The following is a 22,462-nucleotide window of genomic DNA, read 5'->3' as shown; positions in this document are numbered from 1 at the left end:
CCATGGGCATCGGACATTTCTTCGTCGACCGGCCGATTTTCGCGTCGGTCGTTTCCATCGTCCTCATGATTCTGGGCGGCGTCGCGCTGATCGGCCTGCCGATCGCGCAGTATCCCGAGATCGCGCCGCCGACAATCAGCGTCACCGCGCAGTATCCCGGCGCCAACGCCGAGACCATCGCCGAGACCGTCGCCGCCCCGCTGGAGCAGCAGATCAACGGCGTGGAGGGCATGATCTACATGAACTCCCTGGCGACGGGCGACGGCCAGCTTCAGCTGACGGTCACCTTCCAGCCGGGAACCGACCAGGACATCGCACAGGTCCAGGTGCAGAACCGCGTCAGCCAGGCGGATCCGCGCCTACCGGAGGCGGTGCGCCGCAACGGCGTGCAGGTGAACAAGCGGTCGTCGGACTTCCTGATGGTCGTCAACCTGATCTCGCCGAACAAGTCGCTCGACACCGTCTACATGTCGAACTACGCGTCGGTGAACGTGATCGACGCGCTGAAGCGCATCGAAGGCGTCGGCGACATCCGGATCTTCGGCGAGCGGGAGCTGTCCCTGCGCGTCTGGCTCGACCCCAACCGGCTCGCGGCCTATGGCCTCGCCGCCGGCGACGTGGTCTCGGCGATCACGGCGCAGAACGTGCAGGTGTCAGGCGGTTCGCTGGGCGCCCCGCCTTCGCCCGCCGGCACGGCGCAGCAGATCACCGTCACGACTCAGGGGCGCTTCCAGACCCCTGAACAGTTCAAGCAGATCATCGTCCGCGCCACGGACGACGGCCGTCTGCTGCGGGTGGGCGACGTGGCGCGCGTGGAGCTCGCGGCGCGCCAGTACTCGTCGAACTCCTACCTCGGCGCCGATCCCACGGTGGGCATGGGCATCTTCCAGCGCCCCGGCACCAACGCCACCGACGCCGCGGAGCAGATCAAGTCCGCGATGGAGACGCTGAAGGGCGCCTTCCCGCCCGGGCTCGAGTACCGGATCGAGTACAATCCGACCGAGTTCATCAACGAGTCGATCGAGGCGGTCGAGCACACCATCTACGAGGCGGTCGCGCTCGTCGTGCTGGTCGTGTTCATCTTCCTGCAGTCGTGGCGCGCCGCGATCATCCCGGTGGTCGCGATCCCGGTGTCGCTGGTGGCGACTTTCGCGGTCATGTCGGCGTTCGGCTTCTCGCTGAACATGCTGACGCTGTTCGGCCTGATCCTCGCGATCGGCATCGTCGTCGACGACGCCATCGTCGTGGTGGAGAACGTCGAACGCAACATCGCCATGGGCAAGACGCCGCGCGAGGCGGCCCACGCCACGATGGACGAGGTCGGCACCGCCGTCATCGCGATCGCGCTGGTGCTGTGCGCGGTGTTCGTGCCGACGGCGTTCATCCCCGGCATCTCCGGCATCTTCTACCAGCAGTTCGCGCTGACGATCGCCGCTTCGACCGTTCTCTCGGCGCTCGTCTCGCTGACGCTCTCGCCCGCGCTCTGCGCCATTCTGCTCAAGCCGCACGCGCATGGGGGGCGGCGCAATCTCGGCCAGAAGGCGGCGGACCTGTTCAACCGCAACTTCGATCGCGGCGCGCACGGCTACAGCCGCTCCGTGGGCTGGATGGTCCGTCACAGGGCGATCTTCCTGATGATCTATGTCGTGCTGATCGGCGGCGCGATCTACATGTTCTCGAGCGTCTCCCGCGGCTTCATCCCGCAGGCCGACCAGGGCTACGCGATCCTGATCGCGCAGCTGCCGGAGGGCGCGAACCTCCAGCGCACCGACGAGGTGGCGCGTCGCGCCGCGGAGATCGTCCGCCAGGTCCCGGGCGTGAAGAACGCGGTGACCATCGCCGGCTTCTCGGGCGCGACCTTCTCGGCCGCCTCGAACGCCGCGACGAGCTTCATCATCTTCGATTCGTTCGCCGATCGAACGAAGCACGGCGCGAGCCAGCGCGCGCCGGCGATCCTGGCGGAAGCCCAGAAGCGCCTGTTCGCGATCGAGGAAGCCTTCGTGCTCGCCATTCTGCCGCCCACCGTGCGGGGCATCGGCAACGGCGGCGGCTTCAAGATGTACGTGCAGGATCGCACGAACATCGGCTTCGTCGCGCTCGAAGGCTCCGTGAACGAGCTGATCGCGAAGGCCAACGCGTCCGGCCGGCTGAGCCGCGTGTTCACCTCCTTCAACACCCGCGCGCCGCAGGTCTATCTCGACATCGACCGCGTCAAGGCTCAGCAGCTCAACGTCCCGATCCAGAACATCTTCGAAGCGCTGCAGACGCTCCTGGGCACCGCCTATGTGAACGACTTCACGGCGCTGGGGCGCACCTTCCAGGTCAACGCGCAGGCTGACGCGGCATTCCGGGTGCGGCTGGCGGACGTCTACCAGTTCAAGGTCCGGTCCTCGAACGGCGCGCTGGTGCCGCTCGGGACGCTGGTGACGGAGCGCAACCAGACGGGTCCCTACACAGTCGAGCGCGAGAACATCTACAACGCGATCTCGATCCAGGGCGACGCGGCGCCGGGCGTCTCCACGGGCGAGGCCATCGCGCTGATGGAGAAGCTCACGGCGGAGACGCTGCCCCCCGGGGCCGCGTTCGAATGGGTCGACCTCGCCTATCAGGAGAAACTCGCCGGCAACACCGCGGTCTTCGTGTTCGCCCTCGCCATCCTGTTCGTCTTCCTGTTCCTCGCCGCGCAGTACGAGAGCTGGGCGCTGCCGCTCGCGATCATTCTGATCACACCGCTGTCGCTGCTCGCGGCGCTGCTCGGCGTGGCGGCGCGGGGGTCGGATAACAACATCCTCACCCAGATCGGCTTCATCGTGCTGATCGGTCTCGCGGCGAAGAACGCGATCCTGATCGTGGAGTTCGCCCGGCAGCGCGAGGACGAGGGCGAAAGCGTGATCCAGGCGGCGGTCGACGCGTGCCGCGACCGTCTGCGGCCGATCATCATGACGTCGCTCGCCTTCTCGCTCGGCGTGGTGCCGCTGGCCTTCGCGACCGGCGCGGCGGCGGAGCTGCGCCAAGCCATCGGCACGGCGGTGCTCGCGGGCATGGTCGGCGTCACGATCCTCGGCCTGTTCCTGACGCCGGTGTTCTACGTCGCGATCCGCCTGATGGTGGATCGCTTCCGCGGCGGAAAGCCCAAGGCGGACGGCGCCAAGCCCTCCGGCGGCGGCGACCCGGCGCATGAAGCGCCGCACGACGCGCCCCCGCGGCCGGCCTGAGCGCGCGGCGGGGTTAACGTCGGGTTACGGGAACGCGTCCGTTTGGATGCGTTCCCGTTCATGGATCCTCAGATGTTCTGCGTCAGGATGCTGCGCGGCGGGCCCCGGGAGGGCCCCGTGAGGATCGGTCATGAGCGGAACAGGGATCGGGGCTGAAGGCGGCGCCCCGCGGGTCGACTGGGTCGACGTGGCGAAAGGCGTCTGCATCGTCCTCGTGGTGATGATGCACTCGACCCTCGGCGTGGAGAAGGCGGCCGGCGAGGTCGGCTGGATGCACCATGTGGTGGCCTTCGCCCGGCCCTTCCGCATGCCGGACTTCTTCCTGATCTCCGGCCTGTTCCTCGCCGTGGTGATCGACCGGGACTGGCGCACCTACATCGACCGCAAGGTCGTGCATTTCGCCTATTTCTACCTGCTCTGGCTGCTGATCCAAGGCGCGGTGAAATGGCCGGGGCTGGCGCTGAGCGACGGCCTGGGCGCGGTCGCGCACCAGTTCGCGCTGTCGCTGGTCGACCCCTTCGGCACGCTGTGGTTCATCTACCTGCTGCCGATCTTCTTCGTCTTCGCCAAGCTCGTCCGCCGGGTTCCGCCGCTTCTGGTCCTGGCCTTCGCGGCCCTGCTCGAAAGCCTGCGGGTCCACACCGGCTGGACCGTGCCGGACGAGTTCTGCGCCCGGCTGTTCTATGTGATGCTCGGCTGGTACGCCGCGCCCCTGATCTTCCGCTTCGCGGAGTTCGCACGGACGCGCCGGGCGCTCGCCATGGGCGGTCTCCTGGCCTGGGCGCTGGCGAACGGCGCCGCAGTCCTGGGCGGCGTCTCCGAGTGGATCGGCGTCAGTCTCGCGCTTGGCGTCGCGGGCGCCTGCGCGATCATCACGGTCGCTGCGCTGATCGCGGGAACCGCCGCCGGCGAGCCTCTGCGCTATGCGGGCGAGCGCTCGATCGTCATCTACCTCGCGTTCTTCCTGCCGATGGCGGCGACCCGCGTGATCCTGCTCAAGCTGGGCGTCATTCCGGACATCGGGACGATCTCGGCGATCGTCACCGCGGCAGGCGTGATCCTTCCGCTCGTCCTGGAATGGGCCGTCAGGCGCACGGGATGGGGGACGTTCCTGTTCGTCCGGCCGAAGGCGTTCTGGATCGATCGCCGGCCCCGCCAAAGCGTGGCGCCCGTCGCGGCCTGAGCCGGCAAAGCGCGCGGGTCCCCCGCGGCGCTACGTCACATTAAGTTAAGAATAAAGTATAAGGATCGGGGCCTGCAGGCGAACTCCAATCGTTCTATAACGCCTCCATAACGCCGCCGCGAAGGCGCTATGTCCAAGGAGTTAGCCGTATGACCTTCCGTCGTCCGATCGCTCGTGTCTTTGCATACGCGACCGTCGCCGCCGGCCTCGCCCTCGCCGCTGGAGCGGCCGCGGCTGACGAAGGCCCGTTCACGCAGGACCAGCTCACCAAGGGCAAGTCCGAGTACAACACCCATTGCCGCACCTGCCACGCCAAGGACGGCAACGGCGCCCTCGGGCCCGAGCTGCACGGCGACACCTTCAAGGGCCGCTTCGGCGGTCAGACGGCGGCGGACGTCCGCACCTGGGTGTACGAAAACATGCCGCAGACGGCGCCGAAGTCGCTCAAGGACGAGCAGCTCGACCCGCTGATGGCCTACATCCTCTCGCTCAACGGCTACACGCCGGGCGCGACGGCGTTCTCCGCCCAGTCTGGCGCGACGCTCAAGCTCCCGGAGTGATCCGGAGCATCTGACGCCGTCGCGCCGGCTCTGCGCCGGACGACTTTCGGAAAACCCCCGTCGCTTCCGAGCGGCGGGGTTTTTTGCGTCTGGTCGGGGGATCGCTGAAGCGCGCCCGACGTGGCCGCGCCGCGCCGTTTCGGGTTTCCTTCGCCCTCTCGACGCTTATAGTCCCGGCCGAACCTCGACCGGGACCTCCGCCGCATGCCAAGCCGTCCTGTCGCCAAAGGCGATCACGTCGTCCTCGTGGACGGCTCGTCCTACATCTTCCGGGCGTTCCACGCGCTGCCGCCGCTGACGCGGCCCTCCGACGGGCTGCCCGTCGGCGCGGTCTCCGGCTTCTGCAACATGCTCTGGAAGCTGCTGCGCGACGCCGGCTGGGTCGACCCGACCCATCTCGCGGTGATCTTCGACAAGTCCGAGACCACCTTCCGCAAGGAGGTCTACGCCGACTACAAGGCCAACCGCTCCGAGCCGCCGGACGACCTGATCCCGCAGTTCCCGCTGATCCGCAACGCCACCCGCGCCTTCTCGATCCCGGCGCTGGAGCAGGGCGGGTACGAGGCCGACGACCTGATCGCGACCTACGCGCGGCTCGCCTCCGAGGCCGGCGCGGAGACGACGATCGTCGGCTCCGACAAGGACCTGTTCCAGCTCATCGGCGGCGGCGTGACCATGCTCGACCCGATGAAGGACAAGCGCATCGGGCCGGACGAGGTGTTCGAAAAGTTCGGCGTGGGGCCGGACAAGATGATCGACCTGCAGGCGCTCGCGGGCGACAGCGTCGACAATGTGCCGGGCGTGCCGGGCATCGGCGCCAAGACCGCAGCCCAGCTGCTGGAGGAGTATGGCGACCTCGAGACGCTGCTGGAGCGCGCCCACGAGATCAAGCAGCCCAAGCGCCGCGAGAACCTGATCGCCAACGCCGAGCTCGCGCGCATCTCCAAGCGCCTGGTGACGCTTGACCAGCACATGACGCTGGACGTGCCGCTGGCGGACCTCGCGGTCGAGGACCCCAACCCGACGCGGCTGGTGGCCTTCCTGAAGGCCATGGAGTTCAACACCCTAACCCGCCGCGTGGCGGAAGCGACCGGCGTCGACATCGCGACCGTGACGCCCGACGCCGAGATGATGTCGGCCAAGCGGACCTCCGGATCCGCGCCTGCGCCGTCCGGAGATCTCGACGCCGAGCCGGATTCGCCGGCGAGCCGGGCCGACGAGATCGACCAGCTTGAGCGTACCGCCGCGACCGCAGAGGGGCCGACGCCTCAGGCGCTTGCCGAAAAGCTTCGGGCGGAGGCGGCCGCGGCGCCGGTCGATCGCTCGACCTACGACGTGGTGCGCACCGCGGAAGGGCTCGCGGAGTGGGTCGCCGCCGCCCGCGAGCAGGGCCACGTCGCCTTCGGCTTCGAAACCAGCTCGATCGACCCCATGCGCGCCGAGATCGTCGGCGTGGCGCTCAGCGTCGCGCCGGGGGTCGCGGCCTATGTTCCCCTCGGCCACCTCTCCGCGGGCGGCGACCTGCTGTCGGAGGGCGGAGCCGGACCGGTCGAGGGGCAGATCCCGACCCCCGAGGCGCTGACGCTGCTGAGCGACCTGTTCGGCGACGAATCCATCCTCAAGATCGGCCACAACCTCAAGCAGGCGCTGACGCTGCTGGCCGAGCGCGGCCACCGCGCGGCTCCTTATGACGACGTGCTGCTGATGTCCTACGTGCTGGACAGCGGGCTCGGAGGCCAGGGCGTCGACGAACTCGCCCGCCGGCACCTCGGCCACGCGCTGATCACGACCGACGAGGTGACGGGCACGGGCCGCGGGCGGCTGCCGCTGGAGCAGGCCCCGATCGACAAGGTCGCGCCCTACGCCGCCGAGCGCGCGGACGTGGCGCTGCGGCTGTGGCGACTGTTCAGGCAGCGGCTGGTCGCCGAGCGCATGACGACCGTCTACGAGACGCTGGAGCGGCCGATGCCGGCGACGCTCTCGATCATGGAGCGGCGCGGGATCGCGATCGACCGGGCGATGCTGTCGAGGCTGTCGGGCGAGCTCGCTCAGCGCATGGGCGCGCTCGAGGCCGACATCCACGTGATGGCCGGCGAGCCGTTCAATTTGGGCTCGCCCAAGCAGCTCGGCGACATCCTGTTCGGCAAGATGGGCCTGCCGGGCGCCAAGAAGACCAAGACCGGGGCCTGGGGCACGGCCGCCAACGTGCTGGAGGAGCTCGCGGCCGGCGGCCACGACCTGCCGCGCCGGATTCTCGAGTGGCGCCAGCTTTCGAAGCTCAAGTCCACCTACGCCGACGCGCTGCCGACCTACCTGCATCCCGAGACACGCCGGGTGCACACCAACTTCCAGCTCGCCGCGACCACCACGGGCCGGCTGTCCTCGACCGAACCGAACATCCAGAACATCCCGATCCGCACCGAGGAGGGGCGGAAGATCCGCCGCGCTTTCGTGGCCGAGGAGGGGACCAAGCTGATCTCGGCCGACTACAGCCAGATCGAGCTGCGCGTGCTCGCCCACATGGCCGACATCCCGCAGCTGCGGCAGGCCTTCGCGGACGGGCTCGACATTCACGCGATGACGGCCTCCGAGATGTTCGGCGTGCCCGTGGAGGGCATGCCCTCCGACGTGCGCCGGCGGGCGAAGGCCATCAACTTCGGCATCATCTACGGCATCTCGGCCTTCGGCCTCGCCAACCAGCTCTCGATCGGGCGCGAGGAGGCGGGGCTCTACATCAAGACCTACTTCGAGCGCTTCCCCGGCATCCGCGACTACATGGAGGCGACCAAGGCGGCGGCGCGGGCGGACGGCTTCGTGACAACCATCTTCGGCCGCAAGTGCCACTACCCGCTGATCAACGCCAAGAACCCGGCGGAGCGGGCGAACTACGAGCGCGCGGCGATCAACGCCCCGATCCAGGGCTCAGCCGCGGACATCATCCGCCGCGCGATGGTCCGCATGGAGGCCGCGCTGGCGGACGCCGGTCTCAGCGCCCAGATGCTGCTGCAGGTGCACGACGAGCTGGTGTTCGAGGTCCCCGACGCCGAGATCAAGGCGACGATCCCGGTCGTGGTCCGCGTGATGGAGCAGGCGCCCCTGCCGGCGCTGTCGCTCAGCGTCCCGCTCAAGGTCGACGCGCGGGCGGCGACGAACTGGGACGAGGCGCACTGAGGGAGGCGGCGCTCAGGAGCGCGTGGGCGCGAGACTGTTCCGACGCCGCGCTTGCCTTACAGCGCGCCGGTTTGCCGCCGCCGCAGCGTACGTGGTCAGTTTTCCGGCTGCGACGAACAGACCATCAGCGCCGGTGGTCGCGCCGCGCTTTTACGCGCACGGGAACCGGCTGCGGGCGGGAGGCGGCGAGCGCGGCCCAGCCAAAGCCGCCGCTGAGAGCGGCGAGAGCGACATACGCGAATAGTTCGATACTCGTCACGGCGATCGCTCCTTGGGGGCGGTTCAGCGTGGATCGTTCTGTCTGTCCACCAATGTAGGACCGCACTCTTAAAATTCCAAACGGTTCTGGGGCGACCATCGACACGTGATGAACGAACGCCGGAAAACCGGCGCAGCCGTCGGCTGCGCCGCGCGTCAGTCTTGGGGGCGTTCAGATACGGCGGGGGCCGGCGTTTCGTCGGCCTCGCACCGACCAAGTTCATCGAGCAGACGCTGCATGCGTCCATCGAGCGGCGTGCGGACAAAAGTCCTGTAACTCGCCTTTAATTCTTGGCCGATTGCATCCTGAACGTCCCGATTCAAAGATAGGCTCAAAGGATCGGTAGCGTTCATCTCCGGCTCCGTCGATTTGTGTTTCAAGGAGCTATCAGAATGACAACGCGCCTTCGATGAGATCGTTTCGCGGTGCGGTCGATTTCAGGCAGGACGGGTCAGGCGCCCTTGGTGAGCGCGACCACGCCGAACGCCGCGACGTTGAGGGCGATGGCGTAGGTGGTCAGCAGCTTGAACGGCTTCAGCCGCTCGGCGACCTTGGCCGGATCGCCGGTGAAGGCCCCCGCGAGGAGCGGCACGTAGAGCGCCGGCAGCCAGTCGAGCGCATAGCGCTGCACGTTGTGCTGGGAAAAGCCGTTGGAGTGGTAGAACAGCGTGATCCCGCACACCACCGCCGCCACGAGCAGGCCCACCAGCAGCTTTGCGTCGGCGCGGGCGTAGAGCAGGTAGAGGACGAAGGGGCTCGCGGCCAGCAACGAGGTTCCCATCTGGTCCATCCTCACGATGTCGGTCATGTACTTGCCGCCGAACTCCATGTGGAAGCCCTGCAGGAACATGTGCGCGACGTTGAAGACGAAGTAGTCCTTCGAGAACAGGCCGATGTCGAGGATGCGCCAGGTGATGAAGTTGCGGTCGGCCTCGTTGGGGTAGAACGCGATGTACTTGTAGCCGGTCTCCAGCGGCGCGCCGAAGCGGACCCAGTTGTACAGGCAGTAGACCCCGATCGCGGCGAGCACGGGAAGGCCGAGGCGAAGCGCGTCGGCGATGGTGGCGCGGTCGAAGGCGATGAGCTTCGCCCCCTTCGGTCGCGACAGCGCGAACAGGAACGGCGCGATGAACAGCGCCATCTGGCGGGACAGGAAGGCGAGGCCGATCAGCGCCCCCGCGAGCGCGATCCGGCGGTCGAGCGCGGAGAGGATCGCGAGGCTGACCAGCGTCAGCGCCACCGCCTGGGCGAAGAACCACACCGCGTCGCCGCGCAGCGCGACATAGATCGCGGGGGTGCCGAACACGAAGGCGAGCGTGGCCCAGGCTCGCGCCTCGGTGGTCAGCCCCAGCCGGCCGGCGATCGACCACCAGCTCCAGCCGGTGACGGCGCAGAGCAGCGTCGAGATCACCACGAAGCCGGAGGCGTTCGGGCCGAACACGGCGACCAGCGGCGCCGCGACGAGCGCAGGGACCGGCGGGAAGATGACGTAGATGCGGTCCATGAAGACGGCGCAGTCGCTGTCGAAGCAGGACGGGCTGAAGAACCGGCCGTGGAGCCAGGCGTCGGCCAGCAGCGCGTAGGAGTTCGAGCCGCCAGTCTCGCGCAGCGCGCGGTAGGCCAGGGCGAAGACCAGCGCGAAGGCGAGCGCGCCCGCGACCGCGGCCACGACGGTCCAGCGATCGAACCGACGGCGTTCGGCCTCGATCGGCGTGGCGTCGGTTGCGGTCATGGCGTCTGCGCTCCCTCGCGTTTCAGGCGGTCGCAGGGTGCCATGGACTGTTGTGCGAAAGGTCAACGGACACGCTTAACGAGTTCGACCCCGCCGGCCGCAATCTCGCCACGGTTTGGGCGAGAAGGCGGGGCACCGTCACGGTGGGGCGATACCTTTCTGTTTGGCGTGATCGCGGCGCCTCGAACGCAGCCGCGACGATGGGAGTGACGACGCAATGGCCATCGCAACAGTAACGAACGACGCGATCGACGATCTGCGCTTCGTGCAGATGTTCGATCCGGACGCGGTCTTCGAGCGCGGAAGCTCCACCGAGGTCTCGCTCGTCAGCGACGACGGATACGAGCTGGTGCTGCAGGGGACCGGCTTCGACTTCAACCGCTTCGACGAGCCGACGGACGGCACGATCACCGACATCTTCCTCTACGATCCGTCCGGCGATCTCGTCGGCCGGATCGACCAGGCGTCCTACTCGCTCGAAGAGTACTACGACCGCGTGGCGGTCGACGGGCGCCCCTCCGGCTTCGTCGCGGACCTGCTGTCGGGCGCGGACTCGGCGACCGGCGGATCGAGCGACGATTACCTCGAGGGCTACGGCGGGAACGACACCATCGCCGGCCTCAGCGGCGACGACATCCTCGACGGCGGAACCGGAAACGATCGCCTCGACGGCGGGTCGGGCAACGACCAGCTCTACGGCTATGATGGAACCGACGTCCTCATCGGCGGGACCGGAGATGACGAGCTCTATGGCGAGCGCGGCAATGACCGGCTCGTGGGGCAGGACGGCGCGGACCAGCTCTATGGCGGTGACGGCGCGGACACCCTCGACGGCGGGACCGGGAACGACCGGCTCGAAGGCGGCAACGACGCCGACCGGTTGGTGGGCGGCGTCGGAAACGACACGGTCGGCGGCGGCTCCGGGAACGACGTGCTGTTCGGGCAGGACGGCGTGGACCGCCTCTACGGCGACAGCGGAGCGGACTTCCTGGTCGGCGGCGTCGGCGCGGACCGGCTCACGGGCGGCTCGGGCGCCGACACCTTCCGCTACGACTCGATCGCCGACCGCGGCGACGTGATCTTCGATTTCACCCGCGGCGAGGACCAGCTCGAGTTCAAGGCGTCGGGCTTCTCCGGGCTGACGGCGGGCTTCGGGCTCGTGGTCGACGCCGATCCCGACGCCGTCGGATCGGTCGGGAGCTTCCTGTTCGACACCGACTCCCACAAGCTCTACTACGACCGGGATGGCGGCGGATCGGCCGGCTCGCTCTACATCGCGACGCTGGACGGGGTCAGCACGCTCTCGCGCGGCGATTTCGAAATCGTCTGACGGGCGCGACCCCGTGAACGTCGCTCGACGAAGCGCCGCCGGCGCTTCGTCGTCATGAGGATGGCGGTTTCGCACGTGCTGATGCGTCTGGCTCCGATCGCCCTGGGGGCGGCGCTCGCCGCCGGCTCGCCCGCCGCGGCCGAGGCGCCCCCGCCCGGCGGCGCCATGACCGAAGCGCCGGCTCCGGCGTCGCCCGCGCCGGCCGAGGACGCGCTCCGCGGCCTGATCCGGACGGCCGCGGCCGCGAACGGCGTGCCGTCGGAGCTGGCGGAGGCGGTGGCCGAGGTCGAAAGCGGCTTCAATCCGAAGGCCGTCGGCGGCGTCGGCGAGATTGGGCTGATGCAGGTGCTGCCCTCGACCGCGCGGATGCTCGGCTTCCGCGCGGCCTTGCCCGAGCTGTTCGATCCCGAGACCAACGTCCGCTACGGTGTGCGCTATCTCGGCGAGGCCTGGCGGAAAACCGGCAACGACATCTGCGGGACCGTCATGAAGTACCGCGCCGGCCACGGCGAAACGCGGTTCTCGCGCCTGTCCGTGGCGTACTGCGTGCGGGTGCGGGCGATCCTCGCGGCGCGCGGCTTCGCGGTCACGGGCGAGGTGCCGGTCGCGACCTTCGGGGCGACGGCGGGCGCGTCCCCGGCCGGCGCGCGGCGGCTCGCCAACGGCCGGGTGCGGATGCGCTTCAACTGGCGCGCGGTCGACAGCCGGCGGAAGGCGCTCGACCGCGCCGGAAGCGCCAGCCTGGGACTGATCGCGCGATGAAGGCTTCGGTCAGACGAAAAAATGCCTAGACGGCCTCCGGCGGTCTGGACGGGGAGCGCTGTGCAAGGCATGTGACGATGGGGCAATGAACGCGACGTCGACGGTGAGCCGGGCCGATGCGCGTGGAATGACGCGAGACCGCGTCGCAAGGCGAACATGGCGACTGCGCATTCGGGCGCTCTGACCGACCGCAAGGAGGTTCTTCTCCTGCTCCTCGGCTTCGCGGCTCTCGTCGCCGTGGGCGGGTCCTCGATTTGGCTCGCCCAGCGGAACGCCGCCTTCAGCGATCAGATCGCGCAGACGCTCGAGTTCCGCGCCGAGGTCCGACGCATGCTGGTGCTCGCTCAGAACGCGGAGACCGGCCAGCGCGGCTATCTGCTGACGGACGACGTCGCCTACCTCGCGCCCTACGACGCGGCGCTGGCGGATCGCTCCAAGCGGACCGAGCGGGTTCTGGCGCTCGCCGGCCCGTCCGAAGGCGTGCAGCGCGAGCGGGCGGACGCCTTGCTGAAGGCCGTCGCCGCCAAGCTTGAGGAGCTCGCCGAAACCGTCGCGCTTCAGCGGCAGGGCCGGCGGGATGAGGCGCTGGCGCTGGTGAAGACCGACCGCGGCCGGGAGGCGATGATCGCCGTGCGCCGGATCGCGGACGAGATGGTCGCGCACGAGGACGCGCAGTTCGCCGAGCGCTCCGCGGCGTCCGATCTGAGCGCCCGGTGGCAGCTCGCGGTGGTGCTGCTCGGCCTGCTGCTGGCGGCGGGCCTCGCCTACGGCGCCCAGCTGCTGGTGCGCCGGCAGGCCAGAGAGATCAAGGCCGCCCAGGCCGAGCTCAAGGCGGCCAACGAAGGGCTCGAGGCGGCGGTCGCCGAACGCACGTCGGAGCTCGTCAGCGCCAACCAGGAAATCCAGCGCTTCGCCTACATCGTAAGCCACGACCTGCGCGCCCCGCTCGTGAATGTGATGGGCTTCACCAGCGAGCTGGATGCGGCCCGCAAGGAGCTCAAGGAGCAGTTCGACGCGATCGCGGAAGGCGCCCCCGAGCTGCTCAGGCCCGAGGCCAGGCTTGCGGTGGAGGAGGACCTGCCGGAAGCCATCGGCTTCATCCGCACCTCGACGTCCAAGATGGATCGGCTGATCAACGCGATCCTCAAGCTGTCGCGGGAGGGGCGCCGTGTGGTGACGCCGGAGACGATCTCGATCGCCGACATGGTGACGGCGATCGCCTCGACGATGCACCAGCAGACCGCCGCGGCGAACGCGGAGATCGTGGCGGCCGCCGGCCTGCCGGTCCTCGTGTCGGACCGGCTCGCCATCGAGCAGATCATGCAGAACCTGATCGAAAACGCGGTAAAGTACCTCGATCGCTCGCGCCCGGGCCGCATCGTGGTCTCGGGCCGACGCCGGGGGGCGTTCGTGGATTTTTCGATCGAGGACAACGGGCGCGGCATCGACGCCAAGGACCATGAGCGCGTGTTCGAGCTGTTCCGCCGCGCGGGCGCCCAGGACCAGCCGGGCGAAGGGCTCGGCCTCGCCTTCGTGCGCGCGACGGTGCGCCGCCTCGGCGGCTCGATCCGACTGGACTCCGAGCCGGGCCGAGGCTCGACCTTCCATCTGACCTTCCCGGCCGTCTATCGGCCCCAGTCCGAAAGCCAGGCAGCATGAACACGCAGCGCCCCGTGACCATCGTGATGATCGAGGACGACGGGGGTCACGCCCGCCTGATCGAGAAGAACGTCCGACGCGCGGGCGTCAACAACGAGATCCGCCACTTCGCCGACGGCACCTCGGCGCTCGCCTTCCTGCAGTCGCAGGAGGCGGCGGCCAACGGGCCGATGCTGATCCTGCTCGATCTCAACCTCCCGGACATGACCGGGATCGACATCCTGACCGTGCTGAAGGCCCACGAGCGCCTGAAGCGCGCGCCGGTGATCGTGCTCACCACCACCGACGACAAGGTCGAGATCCAGCGCTGCTACGACCTCGGCTGCAACGTCTACATCACCAAGCCGGTCGACTACGAGACCTTCGCCACGGCGATCCGCCAGCTCGGTCTGTTCCTCTCCGTCATGCAGGTTCCCGACGCATGAGCCCAGACAGCGCGTCCCTTCCGGGGGCGCGGCGCATCCTCTACATCGAGGACGATGCGGGGCTCGCCCGTCTCGTCAGCCGCGACCTCACGCGCGCCGGCTACGACGTGCGGGCGGTCGCGACCTGCGCGGAAGGGCTGACGCTGCTGACCGCCGAGCGGTTCGACGTGATCGCTCTCGACCACTTCCTCGCCGGCGAGACCGGGCTCGACCTTCTGCCCGCCATCAAGACGCTGCCGAACTCGCCGCCGGTGATCTACGTGACCGGCACGGACGAAGGCCGGGTCGCGATCGCCGCGCTGAAGGCCGGCGCGGTGGACTACGTCATCAAGGACGTCGGCGGCGAGTTCCTGGACCTGCTGCGCGCCTCGATCGCCCAGGCGATCGAACAGGTCGAGATGCGCCGCCTGAAGGAAGCCGCGGAACGGGCGGTCGTCGAGGCCCGGGACCGCGCCGAGACGCTGCTGCGCGAGGTCAACCACCGCGTCGGCAACAGCCTGCAGCTGGTCTCCGCCTTCGTGCACCTGCAGGCGGGCTCGATCCCGGACGGCCCGGCGCGCGACATGATGCGCGAGACCGAGGCGCGGATCATGGCGATCGCCCAGATCCACCGGCGGCTCTACACCTCCGACGACGTGCGCGTCGTCAACATGTCGGACTACCTCGTCGGCCTCGCGGAGGAACTCGCCAGCACGCTGCGCACGGTCGAGCGGCCGCACCGCATCTCGCTCGCGGTGGCGCCGGTGAAGGTCGCGACCGACCGCGCCGTCTCGCTCGGCGTGATCGTGACGGAGCTCGTCACCAACGCCTTCAAATACGCCTACGCGCCCGGCGAGGAGGGCGAGGTGCGCGTGCAGCTCCGCCAGGACGGCGCGATGCTGACGCTGGTGGTCGAGGACGACGGCGTCGGCATGAACGACGAGGCCGCGCCCCGCGGCACCGGCCTTGGCCAGAAGATCATCCGCACCATGGCGCAGGGCATCCACTCCCGCCTGGAGCGCGACGCGGCGCACAACGGCACCCGGGTGATGCTGGCGTTCCCCGCCTGAGGCGGTTCAGCGGCGCTCGGAGATCAGCCGGGCCATGGTCGCGCGGGTCTCGGCGAGGCCGAGGCCTTCGCGGCTCGAGGTGACCAGGATCTCGGGATAGGCCGCGGGCCGGCGCTTGAGCGCGTCGAGCGTCTCCGCCATGCGCGCCTCGCGCTCGCCGAGCTTCACCTGGTCGAGCTTCGTCAGCACGATCTGGTAGGAGGTCGCGCTCTGGTCGAGCAGGTCGAGCACGTCGCCGTCCACGGTCTTCAGGCCATGGCGGCCGTCGATCAGCAGCAGCACCCGGGCGAGGCTCGCGCGGCCGCGCAGGTAGGACTTCACCAGGCCGGTCCACTTCCGCACCTGATCGACCGGCGCCTGGGCGTAGCCGTAACCCGGCATGTCGACGAGGTAGGCCTGCCCGCCGAGGTCGAAGTAGTTGAGCTGCTGGGTGCGGCCGGGGGTGTTCGAGGTCTTCGCCAGCGTCTTGCGGCCGGTGAGGGCGTTGACGAGGCTCGACTTGCCGACGTTGGACCGCCCGGCGAGAGCGATCTCGGGCCGGTCCATCGCCGGCAGCTGCTCGAGGCGGGCGGCCCCCATCACGAAATCGCACGGACCGGCGAACAGCCGCCGGCCGATGTCGAGGAAGGGGTCTTCGGCGGGCTCGTCCGTCATCGGATCCGGGGCGCGGGCGAAGGGCGTCAGCCCTTCGCCGCGTCCGTTGGCTTCTTGCGTTTGAAGGTGTCGAGCACGTTGCCCAGCAGGTCGATCTTCACGCCCTGCCGCTTCATGATCAGCGCCTGCTGCACGATCGACAGGAAGTTGTTCCAGCTCCAGTAGATCACCAGGCCCGCCGGGAACGAGGCCAGCAGGAAGGTGAAGAACACCGGCATCCAGGTGAACACCATCTGCTGCGCCGGGTCGGCGGGCGCCGGGTTGAGGCGCATCTGCAGGAACATCGTGACGCCCATGATCAGCGGCCAGACGCCGATCATCAGGAAGTGCGGCACGTCGTAGGGCAGCAGGCCGAACAGGTTGAACAGCGACGTGGGATCCGGCGCCGCGAGGTCGTGGATCCAGCCGAAGAACGGCGCGTGCCGCATCTCGATGGTGATGAACAGCACCTTGTAGAGCGCGAAGAAGACGGGGATCTGCACCACCACCGGCAGGCAGCCGGCCAGCGGGTTGATCTTCTCCTTCTTGTAGAGCTCCATCAGCTCCTGCTGCTGCTTGACCTTGTCGTCCTTGAAGCGCTCGCGGATGCGGGCCATCTCGGGCTGCACCAGCTTCATCTTCGACATCGAGACGTAAGACTTGTTGGCCAGCGGGAAGAAGAACAGCTTCAGGATCACCGTGACGATCAGGATCGCGATGCCGAAGTTGCCGACCATCTTGTAGAAGAAGTCGAGCGCGTAGAACATCGGCTTGGTGATGAAGTGGAACCAGCCCCAGTCGATCATCAGCTCGAAGCGCTGGATGCCGGCGCGGTCGGCGGTCTGGGCGCCGAGCGCCTTCTGCCACCAGCTCGGGCTGTTCTCGTAGGCGTCGATCACCGACACCTGCTTGGCGCCGGCGAAGAGCTGGCCGGCGACCGCGGCGGTCGCGCCGGGCTGCACCGTCATCGGATCGAGCAGGTAGTCGGTCTGGTAGGTCTTGCCGCCGTCCGTCGTCGCGGCGAAGCGGGCGTTGTAGGGCTTGTCCTGCGGCGGCACGAGGGCGGCCGCCCAGTACTTGTCGGTGATGCCGAGCCAGCCGCCGGTCGGACGGAAGGTGCGCGGGCCGTCGTCGGTGATCTTCTTGTAGGCGAGCTCCTGCAGGCCCTGGTCGCCCATGACGCCGATCAGGCCCTCGAACAGCACGTAGTAGCCGGAGATGTGCGGCTCGCCGTGGCGGGAGATCAGCGCGTAGGGATAGAGCGTCGCGGGCTGGCCGCCGGCCGCGTTCGCGACCTCGTCCCTCACCGTGAAGAGGTAGTCCTTGTCGACCGAGATGGTGCGGCGGAAGGTCAGGCCCTGGCCGTTGTCCCAGGTCAGCACCGCAGGCGTCTGCGAGGTAAGCGGGCCCTGGCTCTCGGCCTTCCACTCGGTCTGCGCGTTGGGGAGCGGAACCTGGCCGCCCGGCGCGTTCACGAAGCCGAACTCGGCGTAATAGGGCTGCGGGCTGCCGATCGGCGCGAACAGCACGATCTCGGGGCTCTTCGGGTCCACCGTCTCGCGGTAGTCCTTGAGCGTCACGTCGTCGACGCGGCCGCCGATCAGCGCGATCGAGCCGTGCAGGCGCTCGGCGTCGATCGGGATGCGCGGGCTGTCCCGCAGCGCGCCTTCGCGGGTCTTGGCCGGCGCGTTGGGCGCGGCCTGGCCGCCGGGCTGCGGCGCGTTGGCGGCGCCGGGCTGAGCCGCGTCGCTCTTGTCCGCGGTCAGCGCCTGCTGGGTCGCCTGCTGCTGGCGCTGGGCGTCGATCTGCGGCTTCGCGAAGAAGAACTGCCAGCCGATGAGAACCAGCGCCGAAAGCGCGATCGCGAGGATTGTGTTGCGGTTGTCCATCATCGTCCGCTTTGGGGCGGTCCTCAGGCAGGCGGGGGAGGGGCGGCGGACGCGCGGTCCGATGGGCCGCGGTCGGCCCGTCCATGGGCGCGGCGCAGGGCGTCGCCGAGGTCTCGTACGATGCGGGCGAACTCGGCGTCCAGCACCGCGCGCCGGGCGACGAGCACATAGTCGCAGCCGGGCCGCGCCGAGGGCGCGATCGCCAGCCGCGCGGCGACCCGGAGCCGCCGCTTCATGCGGTTGCGCTCGACGGCGCCGCCGACGCGCTTCGTCACGGTAAAGCCCACGCGGGGCGGCGCGGCGGGATCGCCGCGGTCGCGCATCTGCAGGCCGACGAGCGGTCCGCCGATCTTCACGGCGTCGCGAGTGGCCGCGACGAAATCCGCGCGGCGGCGCATCACATCGAGCCCGTCCGCGACCTTAGGCATCGGCGTCCCTGCCGGAGGCGGCGCGACGCATCCGCCGTCGTCAGGCGCTGAGGCGCTTGCGGCCCTTGGCGCGGCGGGCTGCGATCACCTTGCGGCCGCCGACCGTCGCCATCCGCGAGCGGAAGCCGTGGCGGCGCTTGCGAACGAGCTTGCTGGGCTGGTAGGTCCGTTTCACGGGTCTATCTCCGGTCGTCGCGACCGTTCCGCCCCGCCCTCCGGCGTGAAGCTGGCGCGGCGCGGCCAAAACAAAACGGCCCGCGTCAGACGCGGGCGCGGCACGGGGCGGCTTATAAGGGTCCGGCCCCGTCGAAGTCAATCGGCGTCGCGCGAAACGCGGAACGTTCGCCGGTCCCCGCGGGGCGGATCGGCCCTCTCTCTGACGCCGAAGTGAACGCGGCCGCCACCGCTCGACGGGTCTCGCGCGGGCGGCGGATCAGCCTATAAGGACGGTATGGACGCATCCGACCAGCCGCTGGACGACACGCCTTCGCCCAGGCGCCCGCTTTGGCGCCGGCTCGCGCCCGTCATCCTTCTTCTCGCGCTCGTCGCCGCAGCGCTCGCCGGAGGCGTCCATCGGCTGCTGTCGTTCGACGCGCTGGTCGCCCACGCCGGCGCGCTGCAGGGGTTCGTCGCGGACAACGGCGCGGTCGCCGCGGCCGCCTATGTCGTGGTCTATGCGGCGCTTGTCGCCCTGTCGCTGCCCGGCGCGCTCGTCGCCACGCTGGCGGGCGGCTTCCTGTTCGGCGGGCTCCTCGGCGGGGCGCTGGCCGTCGTCGCCGCCACGGTGGGCGCGACCGTCGTCTTCCTGATCGCCCGCACTGCGATCGGCGACGCGCTCGTCGCCCGCGCCAGGGGGGCGATCGCCCGGCTGGCCGACGGGTTTCGCGAGGACGCCTTCGCCTATCTCCTTTTTCTCCGGCTCGCGCCGGTGTTTCCGTTCTTCGTGGTGAACCTCGCGCCGGCCGCGCTCGGGGTGCGGCTGAAGACCTTCGTCGCGGCGACGGCGCTCGGCATCGTGCCGGGAACCTTCGCCTTCGCCTTCGTCGGCGCCGGGCTTGGCGGCGTCGTGGCGCAGGAGGCGGAGCGCCGCGGCGCCTGTCTCGCGCGCGGCGGCGCGGACTGCGCGGCGCGGCTCGATCCCTCCACCCTCGTCTCGACGCCGATCCTGCTGGCGCTCGGCGGCCTCGCGGTCGTCGCGCTGCTGCCGGTCGCGGCGAAACGCCTGCGCAGACGCAAAGGGCCCGCCGCGTGAGCGACATCCTGACGCCCGATCTCTGCGTCATCGGCGCGGGCTCCGCCGGCCTGACGATCGCCTCCTCGGCCGCCGGCCTCGGCGCTTCCGTCGTGCTCATCGAGAAGGGCGAGATGGGCGGCGACTGCCTGAACGTCGGCTGCGTGCCCTCGAAGGCCTTGATCGCCGCGGCGAAGCGCGCCCATGCGGTCCGCTGCGCGGGCGCCTTCGGCGTCAAAGCGGGGGAGATGACGGTCGACTTCGCCGCCGTCATGGCCCACGTCCACGGCGTCGTCGCGACCATCGCGCCGACGGACTCCGAGGCCCGCTACACGGCGCTCGGCGTCCGCGTGGTGCGGGACGCCGCCCGGTTCGTCGACACGCGCACGGTCGAGGCGGGGGCTTTGCGCATCCGCGCCCGGCGCACGGTGATCGCCACCGGCTCGCGTCCGGCGATCCCGCCGGTGCCGGGGCTCGCCGCCGTGCCCTACCTGACCAACGAGACCGTGTTCGGCCTGACGGCGCTGCCGGAGCGTCTGCTGGTGCTCGGCGCCGGCCCCATCGGGCTCGAGCTCGGGCAGGCCTTCCGCCGCCTCGGTTCCGAGGTCACGATCGTCGACTCCGGCCCGCCGCTCGCCCGCGAAGACCCCGAGATCGTGGCGCACACGCTCGGCGCCCTGAAGCGCGAGGGCGTCACGCTGCACGCACGGGTGACGGTGGTCGCCGCCAAGCGCGTCGCGGACGGCGTGGCGCTGGTGATCGACGAGGGCGCCGGCCCGCGCGAGATCGCCGGCACGCATCTGCTGATCGCCACGGGCCGCAAGCCGGCGCTGGCCGACCTCGGCCTCGAGGCGGCGGGCGTCCGCCACACCCCGGCGGGGCTCAAGGTGTCCCGTTCGCTGCGCACCTCGAACCGGCGCGTCTACGCCGCCGGGGACGCCGCGGGCGGACCGAACTTCACCCATGTCGCCGGCCACCAGGGCGGGCTCGTGGTGCGGGCGGCGCTGTTCGGTCTGCCGACCGCCTTCGACGCGACGCCGATCCCGCGCGTCACCTTCACCGATCCCGAGATCGCGACCGTGGGCCTCGACGAGGACGCCGCGCGCGCGGCGCACAAGACCATCGGCGTATGGCGCTGGCCGTTTCACGAGAACGACCGGGCGCGGGCCGAAGGCCGGGTCGCGGGCCATCTCAAGGTCATCACCGACGGACGCGGCCGGGTGGTCGGCGCGAGCCTCGCCGGCGAGCAGGCCGGCGAGCTCATCCACCTGTGGGCCGCGGCGGTCCAGAAGAAATGGGCCTTGACGGAGATCGCCTCCCTGACGCTGCCTTACCCCACGCTCGGCGAGATTTCGCGGCGGGCGGCGATCCTCCACGTGGCCGACCGTTTGACGAACCCCTGGGTCGGCCGCATCATCCGCTTCGTGCGGAAGCTGCCCTGAAGAAGCGCGCGCCACCGATCGTCATGACGCTCAGCCCCCCCAACGTCCACGCCCGCCGCAAGCTCGGCCTGTCCGGCAAGCTGCTGGGGCTGACCGTCGTCTTCGTGATGATGGCGGAAATCCTCGTCTACGTGCCGACGATCGCGAACTTTCGGCTCAACTACATCGACGATCAGGTGAACCGGGCGCGCACGGCGGCGCTCGCCCTCGACGCCGCGCCCGAAGGCGCCGTCGAGGAGACGCTCGCCCGCCGGCTGCTGAAGAGCGTCGACGCGCTCGCCCTCGTGCTCAAGACCGGCGACGCCCGCCGGCTGCTCGCCGTCGCCGAGATGCCGAGCGAGGTCGCGGTCACCATCGACCGGCGCGATCCGGACGACGCGGCCGCCATCCTCGACGCCTTCGACACGCTGCTGAACGGCCACAAGCGCCTCGCCCGCGTGGTCGACGTCGCCCCGAACCAGGGCGACTTCATCGAGATCGTGGTCGACGAGACGCAGCTCCGGCAGGCGATGCTGGCGTTCTCGCGCACCGTGCTGCTGCTCTCGCTGCTGATCTCGGCCACCACCGCGGGCCTCGTCTATCTCGCGCTCGACCGGATGATCGTGCGCCCGGTGCGCCGCCTGACCGAGACCATGGTGCGATTCGCCGAGGCGCCGGAGGACGCGAGCCGAATCGTGGTCGCCTCCGACCGGGCCGACGAGATCGGGATCGCGGAGGCCGAGCTCGAGCGCATGCAGAGCGAGATCCACGGCCAGCTGCAGCAGAAGTCCCGGCTCGCCGCGCTCGGCCTCGCGGTCTCGAAGATCAACCACGACCTGCGCAACCTGCTGGCCTCGGCCCAGCTGATGTCCGACCGGCTCGGCACGGTCTCGGACCCGACGGTGCAGAAGCTCGCGCCGAAGCTGATCGCCACGCTCGACCGGGCGATCGCCTTCTGCCAGTCGACGCTGTCCTACGGCCGCGCCCAGGAGCGCCCGCCGCAGCGGCGGCCGGTCGCCTTCGCCGACGTGGTCGAGGACGTCCGCACGGCGCTCGGCGTCGCGCCCGGCGGTCCGGTGCGGTTCTCCGCCGCGGTCGAGCGCGGACTGATGATCGACGCCGACCCCGACCAGATGTTCCGCATCCTGCTCAATCTCGGCCGCAACGCCCTGCAGGCGTTCGAGGGCCGGGGCGGCCCGGACCCGGACCCGGACCGGGACCAGATCCGGATCTCCGGCCGCCGCGAGGGCGCCGTCGCGGTGCTCGAGTTCTCCGACACCGGCCCGGGTCTGCCCCGCAAGGCGCGCGAGCACCTGTTCGAGCCCTTCCAGGGCTCCACCCGCACCGGCGGCACCGGGCTGGGCCTCGCCATCGCCGCAGAGCTCGTGCGCGCCCACGGCGGCTCCATCAGCCTCGTGGACGGCGCCCTGGGCGCGACCTTCCGCATCACCGTGCCGGATCGCCCCATCGACCTGCAGGCGCACGCTCGTCAGCGCGCGAGCGCGTGACCGGCGT

17 protein-coding genes are annotated in these 22,462 nt (G+C 69.8%); 12 read left to right on the top strand and 5 right to left on the bottom strand.

Going from position 1 to position 22,462, the window contains the following annotated elements; all coding sequences use genetic code 11:
- The first annotated feature begins 2 nt into the window (after window positions 1-2).
- From JOD31_RS09115 to polA, 4 genes are all read left to right on the top strand, one after another.
- Window positions 3-3,215, top strand: coding sequence for an efflux RND transporter permease subunit (locus JOD31_RS09115; RefSeq protein ID WP_204950010.1), 3,213 nt, complete (start codon window positions 3-5; stop codon window positions 3,213-3,215).
- A gap of 130 nt (window positions 3,216-3,345) precedes the next feature.
- Window positions 3,346-4,398: an acyltransferase family protein gene (locus tag JOD31_RS09110; RefSeq protein ID WP_204950009.1), complete on the top strand. Its 1,053-nt coding sequence runs from the start codon at window positions 3,346-3,348 to the stop codon at window positions 4,396-4,398.
- A gap of 149 nt (window positions 4,399-4,547) precedes the next feature.
- Entirely contained in the window at window positions 4,548-4,958 is a 411-nt protein-coding gene (locus tag JOD31_RS09105) for a c-type cytochrome (RefSeq protein WP_204950008.1), read from the top strand.
- A 204-nt stretch (window positions 4,959-5,162) separates the two neighbouring features.
- Complete coding sequence (gene polA / locus JOD31_RS09100) at window positions 5,163-8,129, top strand: DNA polymerase I (protein ID WP_204950007.1); 2,967 nt, start codon at window positions 5,163-5,165, stop codon at window positions 8,127-8,129.
- A 710-nt stretch (window positions 8,130-8,839) separates the two neighbouring features.
- Here polA and JOD31_RS09095 read toward each other — a convergent pair.
- Window positions 8,840-10,120 (bottom strand): glycosyltransferase family protein, encoded by a 1,281-nt coding sequence (locus JOD31_RS09095; protein ID WP_204950006.1) that lies wholly within the window; start codon window positions 10,118-10,120, stop codon window positions 8,840-8,842.
- A gap of 217 nt (window positions 10,121-10,337) precedes the next feature.
- Between JOD31_RS09095 and JOD31_RS09090 the strand changes: the two genes are divergently transcribed.
- The 5 genes from JOD31_RS09090 to JOD31_RS09070 all read left to right on the top strand — a co-directional run bounded on the left by JOD31_RS09090 (window position 10,338) and on the right by JOD31_RS09070 (window position 15,345).
- Entirely contained in the window at window positions 10,338-11,450 is a 1,113-nt protein-coding gene (locus JOD31_RS09090; protein WP_204950005.1) for a calcium-binding protein, read from the top strand.
- Window positions 11,451-11,510: 60 nt separating this feature from the next.
- Entirely contained in the window at window positions 11,511-12,212 is a 702-nt protein-coding gene (locus JOD31_RS09085) for a lytic transglycosylase domain-containing protein (protein ID WP_246482404.1), read from the top strand.
- A 156-nt stretch (window positions 12,213-12,368) separates the two neighbouring features.
- Entirely contained in the window at window positions 12,369-13,871 is a 1,503-nt protein-coding gene (locus JOD31_RS09080; protein ID WP_204950004.1) for a sensor histidine kinase, read from the top strand.
- A complete protein-coding gene (locus tag JOD31_RS09075; RefSeq protein ID WP_204950003.1) occupies window positions 13,868-14,296 on the top strand; it encodes a response regulator in 429 nt (142 codons plus the stop codon). Before JOD31_RS09080 ends, JOD31_RS09075 begins: the two co-directional genes overlap by 4 nt.
- Window positions 14,293-15,345 (top strand): sensor histidine kinase, encoded by a 1,053-nt coding sequence (locus JOD31_RS09070; RefSeq protein WP_204950002.1) that lies wholly within the window; start codon window positions 14,293-14,295, stop codon window positions 15,343-15,345. Before JOD31_RS09075 ends, JOD31_RS09070 begins: the two co-directional genes overlap by 4 nt.
- Window positions 15,346-15,351: 6 nt before the next feature.
- Here JOD31_RS09070 and yihA read toward each other — a convergent pair whose 3' ends face one another.
- From yihA to rpmH, 4 genes are read right to left on the bottom strand one after another with little or no spacing between them, the layout of a single operon-like run.
- Window positions 15,352-15,999 (bottom strand): ribosome biogenesis GTP-binding protein YihA/YsxC, encoded by a 648-nt coding sequence (gene yihA, locus JOD31_RS09065; RefSeq protein ID WP_020187503.1) that lies wholly within the window; start codon window positions 15,997-15,999, stop codon window positions 15,352-15,354.
- Window positions 16,000-16,025: 26 nt separating this feature from the next.
- The gene (yidC, locus tag JOD31_RS09060) at window positions 16,026-17,870 is read right to left on the bottom strand and encodes a membrane protein insertase YidC (RefSeq protein WP_204950001.1); all 1,845 of its coding nucleotides are present in this window, start codon (window positions 17,868-17,870) and stop codon (window positions 16,026-16,028) included.
- Between the two features lie 20 nt (window positions 17,871-17,890).
- Entirely contained in the window at window positions 17,891-18,295 is a 405-nt protein-coding gene (gene rnpA / locus JOD31_RS09055; RefSeq protein WP_020187505.1) for a ribonuclease P protein component, read from the bottom strand.
- A 40-nt stretch (window positions 18,296-18,335) separates the two neighbouring features.
- Window positions 18,336-18,470, bottom strand: a complete 135-nt coding sequence (rpmH, locus tag JOD31_RS09050) for a 50S ribosomal protein L34 (RefSeq protein ID WP_020187506.1) — start codon at window positions 18,468-18,470, stop codon at window positions 18,336-18,338.
- A gap of 276 nt (window positions 18,471-18,746) precedes the next feature.
- Between rpmH and JOD31_RS09045 the strand changes: the two genes are divergently transcribed.
- The 3 genes from JOD31_RS09045 to JOD31_RS09035 are packed head-to-tail and all read left to right on the top strand — an operon-like array spanning window position 18,747 to window position 22,455.
- The gene (locus JOD31_RS09045) at window positions 18,747-19,547 is read left to right on the top strand and encodes a TVP38/TMEM64 family protein (RefSeq protein ID WP_204950000.1); all 801 of its coding nucleotides are present in this window, start codon (window positions 18,747-18,749) and stop codon (window positions 19,545-19,547) included.
- Window positions 19,544-20,968 carry a dihydrolipoyl dehydrogenase family protein gene (locus JOD31_RS09040; protein ID WP_204949999.1) on the top strand — a complete coding sequence of 475 codons (1,425 nt, stop codon included), beginning with the start codon at window positions 19,544-19,546 and terminating at the stop codon, window positions 20,966-20,968. The genes JOD31_RS09045 and JOD31_RS09040 overlap by 4 nt, the downstream gene beginning before the upstream one ends.
- A gap of 23 nt (window positions 20,969-20,991) precedes the next feature.
- The gene (locus JOD31_RS09035; RefSeq protein WP_204949998.1) at window positions 20,992-22,455 is read left to right on the top strand and encodes a sensor histidine kinase; all 1,464 of its coding nucleotides are present in this window, start codon (window positions 20,992-20,994) and stop codon (window positions 22,453-22,455) included.
- Window positions 22,456-22,462 lie beyond the last annotated feature (7 nt).

Origin of the sequence: Methylopila capsulata (genome assembly GCF_016907975.1) — a bacterium.
Taxonomy (GTDB): Bacteria; Pseudomonadota; Alphaproteobacteria; order Rhizobiales; family Methylopilaceae; genus Methylopila; species Methylopila capsulata.
This window is presented reverse-complemented; position numbering and strand designations above follow the sequence as displayed.

Bases quoted from the DNA above. Each gene is read 5' to 3' on its own strand.
- JOD31_RS09070 (WP_204950002.1), top strand. From the start codon at position 14,293: ATGAGCCCAGACAGCGCGTCCCTTCCGGGGGCGCGGCGCATCCTCTAC.
- JOD31_RS09080 (WP_204950004.1), top strand. From the start codon at position 12,369: ATGGCGACTGCGCATTCGGGCGCTCTGACCGACCGCAAGGAGGTTCTT.
- JOD31_RS09090 (WP_204950005.1), top strand. From the start codon at position 10,338: ATGGCCATCGCAACAGTAACGAACGACGCGATCGACGATCTGCGCTTC.
- JOD31_RS09115 (WP_204950010.1), top strand. From the start codon at position 3: ATGGGCATCGGACATTTCTTCGTCGACCGGCCGATTTTCGCGTCGGTC.
- JOD31_RS09105 (WP_204950008.1), top strand. From the start codon at position 4,548: ATGACCTTCCGTCGTCCGATCGCTCGTGTCTTTGCATACGCGACCGTC.
- yidC (WP_204950001.1), bottom strand. From the start codon at position 17,870: ATGATGGACAACCGCAACACAATCCTCGCGATCGCGCTTTCGGCGCTG.
- JOD31_RS09075 (WP_204950003.1), top strand. From the start codon at position 13,868: ATGAACACGCAGCGCCCCGTGACCATCGTGATGATCGAGGACGACGGG.
- rnpA (WP_020187505.1), bottom strand. From the start codon at position 18,295: ATGCCTAAGGTCGCGGACGGGCTCGATGTGATGCGCCGCCGCGCGGAT.
- JOD31_RS09045 (WP_204950000.1), top strand. From the start codon at position 18,747: ATGGACGCATCCGACCAGCCGCTGGACGACACGCCTTCGCCCAGGCGC.
- JOD31_RS09095 (WP_204950006.1), bottom strand. From the start codon at position 10,120: ATGACCGCAACCGACGCCACGCCGATCGAGGCCGAACGCCGTCGGTTC.
- JOD31_RS09110 (WP_204950009.1), top strand. From the start codon at position 3,346: ATGAGCGGAACAGGGATCGGGGCTGAAGGCGGCGCCCCGCGGGTCGAC.
- yihA (WP_020187503.1), bottom strand. From the start codon at position 15,999: ATGACGGACGAGCCCGCCGAAGACCCCTTCCTCGACATCGGCCGGCGG.
- JOD31_RS09035 (WP_204949998.1), top strand. From the start codon at position 20,992: ATGACGCTCAGCCCCCCCAACGTCCACGCCCGCCGCAAGCTCGGCCTG.
- JOD31_RS09085 (WP_246482404.1), top strand. From the start codon at position 11,511: ATGGCGGTTTCGCACGTGCTGATGCGTCTGGCTCCGATCGCCCTGGGG.
- polA (WP_204950007.1), top strand. From the start codon at position 5,163: ATGCCAAGCCGTCCTGTCGCCAAAGGCGATCACGTCGTCCTCGTGGAC.